Raw genomic sequence first — 6,656 nt, 5'->3', positions numbered from 1 at the left:
GGCCGCACGACCGTTCAGGACCAGCAAGCGATAGGCCGTCGGGTTGCGGGCCAGTCGCTGCAGCGGATTCATGGGACGACTGTATTTCCCTGCGGATCGAAACGGGGCGTCAAGACGATGAAATGCGGTTGACAAGCCTGGGTTTCGATAACCGCTACCCCACCTCGCCCCGCCTCGGCCGCCACGGGTAAATAAATTGCTTGATTTAACCGGGTGCGCGGTGTTCACTGAGGCGATGACCGCCGAGCGGATCGCTCGCTCCGACAGGTCGACGGGCACCCGAGAGGCGATCTTGTCGGCCGCTGAAGTGCTATTCGCCGAGCGTGGGATGTATGCCGTGTCGAATCGGCAGATCAGCGAAGCGGCCGGGCAAGGCAACAACGCCGCGGCGTGCTACCACTTCGGCACCCGGGTCGACCTGTTGCGTGCCATCGAAAGCAAACACCGCGAACCGATCGAGGAGTTGCGCGCCCAGATGTTGGCCACCATCGGTGATTCGACCGAACTACGGGACTGGGTCGGTGCGCTGGTGCGGCCGTTGACCGATCATCTGTCCGCGCTGGGCACCCCGACCTGGTATGCCCGGTTCGCTGCGCAGGCGATGGCCGATCCCACCTACCGCCATGTGGTCACCAAAGACGCCTTGACGTCGCCGTTACTGGTGCAGACGCTCGACGGCATCAACCGCTGCCTTCCCGAACTGCCCAAGCGCGTTCGTGCCGAACGCATGGTGATGGTGCGCAACCTGCTCATGCATACGTGCGCCGAACACGAAGGCGCGCTGGCCGAGCACGGGCCGCGGTCGCGGTCGGCGTGGCCGGTCGCCGGCGAAGGGCTGATCGACGCGATCGTCGGTCTGTGGCGCGCGCCGGTCCACGTGGGTGCGGCGGGCAGCCAGCCTTCACACACACCTGCGCAGACCAACAACCGAGGAGCACGATGACTGAAGGATCCACCGCCACTGATATCCCGGAGTTTCCGATGACACGGGCACCCAGCTGCCCGTTCGCTCCGCCTCCGAAGGTATTGGAGCTCAACGCCGACAAGCAGCTGAGCAGGGTCCGGATCTGGGACGACAGCACCCCGTGGCTCATCCACGGCTACGAGGCGATACGTGCGTTGTTCACCGATTCCCGCACCAGTGTCGACGACCGGTTGCCGGGCTATCCGCATTGGAACGCCGGCATGCTCGCCACCGTGCACAAGCGCCCACGCTCGGTGTTCACCTCCGACGCCGAAGAGCACACCCGGTTTCGCCGAATGCTGTCGAAACCGTTCACCTTCAAGCGAGTTGAAGCGCTGCGGCCGGCTGTGCAGAAGATCACCGACGATCACATCGACGGCCTGCTGGCCGGCCCGAAGCCGGGCGATATCGTCAGCACCCTGTCGCTGCCGGTCCCCTCTCTGGTCATCAGCGAACTGCTGGGCGTGCCCTATGAGGACGCGGAATTCTTCCAGACCCAGGCCCAGCGGGGCATGGGTCGCTACGCGACCGAGGAGGACACCGCCCAGGGCGCCGCCTCGTTGGCGAAGTACCTGGCGAACCTGGTTCGGACGAAGATGCACGATCCCTCAGAGGATTTGGTGTCCGACCTCGCCGAGCGGGTCAACGCCGAAGAGCTCAGTGTGCGCGAGGCGGCGCAATTGGCCACCGGGGTGCTGATCGCGGGGCATGAGACCACCGCGAACATGATCAGTCTGAGCATCGCGGCGTTGCTCGAACATCCCGATCAGCGTGCGCTGCTGTGCGACACCGATGATCCGAAGGTCGTCGCCACCGCGGTCGAAGAGCTGATGCGTTACCTGAGCATCATCCAGACCGGCCAACGACGAATTGCTGTCGAAGACATCGAGATTGGCGGGGAAACCATCCGCGCCGGCGAGGGAATCATCCTCGATGTCGCGCCCGCGAACTGGGATGAGCGCCAATTCCCCAATCCGGACCGGCTGGACCTGCTTCGTGAAGACGGACCGCACGTCGGCTTCGGCTATGGCCGCCACCAGTGCGTGGGTCAGCAGCTGGCCCGGATGGAACTGCAGATCGTCTTGCCCACGCTGCTGCGCCGTATCCCGACACTGCGGCTTGCCGTGCCGCTGGAAGAGCTTCCGTTCAAGCACGACGCGTTGGCCTACGGCCTCTATGAGTTGCCTGTGACATGGTGAAGCCCGATCTCGCACTCGACGTCCCTGATTTGCGTGGCAAATTCGCCGTCGTGACCGGTGCCAACAGCGGTTTGGGGTTCGGTCTGGCAAAGCGGCTGGCCGGGGCGGGTGCCGACGTGGTGATGGCGATCCGCGACCGGGCCAAGGGCGAACGGGCCCTGGCCGGTATCCGCCGGGACGTACCGCAGGCCAAGCTCACCATCAGGCAACTGGATCTGTCGTCGCTGCACAGCGTGGCGGCGCTGGCCGAGGAACTGACCGCCCAAGGGCGTCCGATCGACATTCTGATCAACAACGCCGGCGTGATGACGCCCCCGCAACGGCAACAGACCCATGATGGCTTCGAATTGCAGTTCGGCACAAACCATTTAGGGCATTTCGCATTGACCGGACGACTGCTTGCTCTGCTGCGGGCGGCGGAATCCGCACGGGTGGTGAGCGTCAGCAGCATCGCCGCCACCCAGGGCAAGCTCGACTTCGGCGACGTCAACGCCGAACACGGCTACAAACCGATGTACTCCTACGGTGTCTCCAAATTGGCGCAACTGATGTTCGCCGTCGAGTTGGATCGGCGTAGCCGCCAAGGCGGTTGGGGGTTGATGTCCAACGCCGCGCACCCAGGTCTGAGCAAGACAAACCTGCTCAGTGGCGCCTCGTACGGCCGAACCAAGCCCACGTTGCAGGCCCGGTTCACCCAACTGACCTGGCGACTGCTGCCGTTCCTGTGGCTCGACATCGACGAAGGCATCAAACCGACCCTCTACGCCGCGGTGTCACCGGATGCGCAGGGCGCGAAATACTACGGACCGCGTGGCTTCTATGAAACCGTCAGGGGCGGAGTCACTTTCGCGGGCGTCCCCCGGCTGGCCCGCAGCGAGCCCGACATGCGAGAGCTGTGGCAGCTCTCCGAACAGCTCACCGGTGTGAGCTATCCGGGTTGACATCAGAAAGTGGTGACAGATGGCGTTCGTCGGTCGTAGTGACGTCAAAGATCCGGGTGCTCAGCAGGATCAGTGGGAACGGTTGGCGCGCCGGCGTGAGCGGTTGTACGCCGACGATGAACAATTCCGGAACACCCGGCCCGACGACGAAATCGCCGCCGCCGCACGCGCGCCGGGGTTGCGGATCGCCGAGGTGATGGCGACCGTCTTGCAGGGCTACGCCAGGCGGCCCGCCCTCGCGCAGCGTGCTCGCGAGCTCGTCACCGATCCGGAAACCGGGCGTTCGATACTGCACTTCTTGCCACGATTTGAGACGGTCAGCTACGCCGATCTGTGGGCGCGCGTGCAGGCCACCGCCGCGGATTGGCATCACCACGAACGCCACCCGGTTCGCGCCGGAGACTTCGTCTGTGTGCTGGGGTTTGCCAGCATCGACTACACGGCCATCGAATGTGCCTGTATCCACCTCGGTGCCGTGGTGGTGCCTTTGCAAACCAGCGCTCCGGCTGCCCAGCACGCGCCGATCCTGGACGAGACCCGGCCGCGGATCCTGGCCGTGGGCATCGACAATCTCGCGGCGGCCATGGAGGCGGCGTTGGCAGGCACGGCGCCGGACCGGCTGATCGTCTTCGACTACCAACCAGGCGACGACGACCAGCGCGCGGTATTCGAAGCCGTGCAGCAGCGACTGTCTGCCGCGGGCAGTTCGCTGACCGTCGAGACGATCGACACCGTCGTCGCAAACGGCGCGGTGCTGCCACCCGCGCCGCTGCACGTGGCCGCGGACGGCGAAGACCCGTTGGCATGGGTGTTCTACACGTCGGGCAGCACCGGCACACCCAAAGGCGCGATGTTCACCGAAAGCCTGTGCATTGGCACCTGGCTCGCGCAGTCGGATCAGCCGGTCATCACCTTGAGCTACATGCCGATGAGCCACCTGATCGGTTACGGGTACGTCATCCTGACGCTGGCCAACGGTGGCACAAGCTATTTCGCCGCCAAGAGCGATCTGTCCACCCTGTTCGAGGACCTGGCGTTGGTACGACCCACCTCGATGAGCCTGGTGCCGCGAGTCTGCGAGATGTTCTTTCACCACTACCAGCGCGAGCTGGACCGCCACCTGATGGCCGGTGCCGACGCCGATGCAGCCGGAACCCAGATCATTGCGGCGATCCGAGAAGAGATTCTGGGCGGCCGGGTGCTGGCGGTGGGCTGCGGATCGGCCGCGTTGTCGCCGGAAATCAAGGTGTTCATGGAAGAGGTGCTCGATCAGCACCTGCTGATCGGTTATTCGTCCACCGAAATCGCCGGCGGCATGATCGTGGCCGACGAGCACGTGTTGCGGCCACCGGTGATCGACTACAAACTCCTCGACGTTCCCGAGCTCGGTTATTTCAATACCGACAAGCCTTATCCGCGAGGAGAATTGGCGGTGAAGTCGGCCCGCTTCATGGCCGGCTATTACAACCGGCCCGACCTCACGGCCACCATGTTCGACGAAGACGGATATTACAAAACCGGCGACATCATGGCCGAGGTCGGCCCGGACCGGTTGCGCTATGTCGACCGTCGCAACAACGTGATCAAGCTTGCCCAGGGTGAGTTCGTCGCGGTGTCCCGCCTGGAGGCGCTGTATTCGACCAGCGCCCTGATCCACCAGATCTACATCTACGGCAACAGCGCCCGTTCTTTCCTGCTCGCCGTGGTGGTGCCGACCGACGGAAGTGCCGACGCAGCGATGATCGCCCAGTCGTTGCGGCAGATCGCACGCGACAACCAACTCAACGGCTATGAGATCCCCCGCGACTTCATCATCGAGACGGAGCCGTTCAGCCTGGCCAACGGCTTGCTGTCCGGCGTCGGAAAGTTTCTGCGGCCCAAGCTCAAAGCCCGCTACGGCGACCGGCTGGAACAGCTCTATGCACGGATGGCCGACGACCAACTGGGCCAGCTTCGGGTTCTGCGTACCGGTGGCGCCGATCAGCCGGTTCTGGCTACCGTCACCAAAGCCGTGCAGGCCACCCTCGGCGTGCCCCCGCCCGACGTCTCACCCGAGGCGAGGTTCATCGACCTGGGCGGCGACTCCCTTTCGGCGCTGACCTTTTCGACGCTGCTGGCAGACATCTACGGCATCGAAGTTCCGGTCAGCGTCGTGATCGATCCGACCGGCGACCTACTCACCATCGCGGGCCACATCGAACGTCAGCGCGCCGCCGGCACCACCCGGCCCACGTATGGATCGGTGCACGACACCACCACCGCCGAGGTGCACGCCGAAGACCTGACCTTGAACAAGTTCATCGACGACGACGTCCTGAATTCCGCGCTGTTACTGCCACGACCGACGGCCGAGGTTCGCACCGTGTTACTCACCGGCGCAACCGGATTCCTTGGCCGCTTCCTGGGTATGGAATGGCTGGAGGGACTCGCCGAGTTGGGCGGCACCCTGATTTGTCTGACCCGTGGCGCCGACGCCGCGCAGGCCCGCCAGCGAATCGAGGCGGCGCTGGGCTCGGACACCACCCTGCAGGAGCGCTTCGGATCGCTGGCCGAGGATCATCTCGACGTCGTCGCCGGTGACATCGGCGAGCCCAGATTCGGCCTGGATGACGCGACATGGCGACGTCTGGCCGACACGGTCGACCTGATCGTGCACCCCGCCGCGCACGTCAACCACTTACTGCCCTACCGCCAGTTGTTCACGCCCAACGTGGTGGGCACCGCCGAAATCATCCGGCTGGCAATTACCGCCAGGCTCAAGCCGATCCACTACATCTCCACCATGGGCGTCAGCGCCGTCGCGCATCAACTCGTCGATGAGGACACCGATATCCGCCGCTCGGTGCCCAGTTGCACCGTCAACGACGGTTACGCCAACGGCTACGGAATCAGCAAGTGGGCCGGTGAGGTCTTGATGCGCGAGGCACACGACCTGTGCGGGCTGCCGATCGCGGTGTTCCGGCCCGGCATGATCTTGGCCGACAGCAGGTATGCGGGACAACTCAATGTGCCGGACATCTTCACTCGATTGCTGTTCAGCCTGGTCGCCACCGGCGTCGCTCCGCGCTCGTTCTACCGGGGCTCCACCGGCGCGCGCCCGCATTACGATGGTCTGCCGGTCGACTTCCTGGCCGATGTGATCGCAGCGATCGGCCCGCAGCACGGCAGCAGTTTCGACACCTATAACACCACCAATCCGCACGACGACGGAATCTCGTTGGACACCTTCGTCGACTGGATCATCGCAGCGGGGTATCCGGTGGAAAAGATCGACGACTACCCGACTTGGCTGACTCGATTCGAGACGGCAATGCGTGCGCTCCCGGAAAATCAGCGTGCACAGTCGGTGCTCAGCGTGCTCGACGTCTACCGTGAACCCATGACCGCAATAGCCGGCTCGCCGGTGCCCGGAGACCGGTTCCGGGCGGCCGCACACGACGCCGGGCGTGCGATTCCCCACCTGTCCAGGGAGCTGATCGACAAATACCTAGCCGACCTCGAACGGATCGGTGTGCTCACCCGCTGAACGGCAACTGATCGGAAACGAAGGGA

At 64.4% G+C, this 6,656-nt stretch carries 4 protein-coding genes; all 4 read left to right on the top strand.

Annotated elements, in window-relative coordinates:
• The first annotated feature begins 220 nt into the window (after nt 1-220).
• Genes A5625_RS18485 through car form a run of 4 tightly spaced genes read left to right on the top strand, consistent with a single transcriptional unit; the run spans nt 221 to nt 6,630 of the window.
• Nucleotides 221-943 (top strand): TetR family transcriptional regulator, encoded by a 723-nt coding sequence (locus A5625_RS18485; RefSeq protein WP_066997049.1) that lies wholly within the window; start codon nt 221-223, stop codon nt 941-943.
• Nucleotides 940-2,163: a cytochrome P450 gene (locus tag A5625_RS18480; protein ID WP_066997046.1), complete on the top strand. Its 1,224-nt coding sequence runs from the start codon at nt 940-942 to the stop codon at nt 2,161-2,163. The genes A5625_RS18485 and A5625_RS18480 overlap by 4 nt, the downstream gene beginning before the upstream one ends.
• Complete coding sequence (locus A5625_RS18475) at nt 2,157-3,104, top strand: SDR family oxidoreductase (protein ID WP_066997043.1); 948 nt, start codon at nt 2,157-2,159, stop codon at nt 3,102-3,104. The genes A5625_RS18480 and A5625_RS18475 overlap by 7 nt, the downstream gene beginning before the upstream one ends.
• 19 nt (nt 3,105-3,123) lie before the next feature.
• Nucleotides 3,124-6,630 carry a carboxylic acid reductase gene (gene car / locus A5625_RS18470; protein WP_066997040.1) on the top strand — a complete coding sequence of 1,169 codons (3,507 nt, stop codon included), beginning with the start codon at nt 3,124-3,126 and terminating at the stop codon, nt 6,628-6,630.
• The last annotated feature ends 26 nt before the right edge of the window (nt 6,631-6,656 follow it).

It is taken from the genome of Mycobacterium sp. 1465703.0, from assembly GCF_001672975.1.
Taxonomy (GTDB): Bacteria; Actinomycetota; Actinomycetes; order Mycobacteriales; family Mycobacteriaceae; genus Mycobacterium.
The sequence above is the reverse complement of the archived record's forward strand: the minus strand, read 5'-3'. Positions and strand labels throughout refer to the sequence as shown.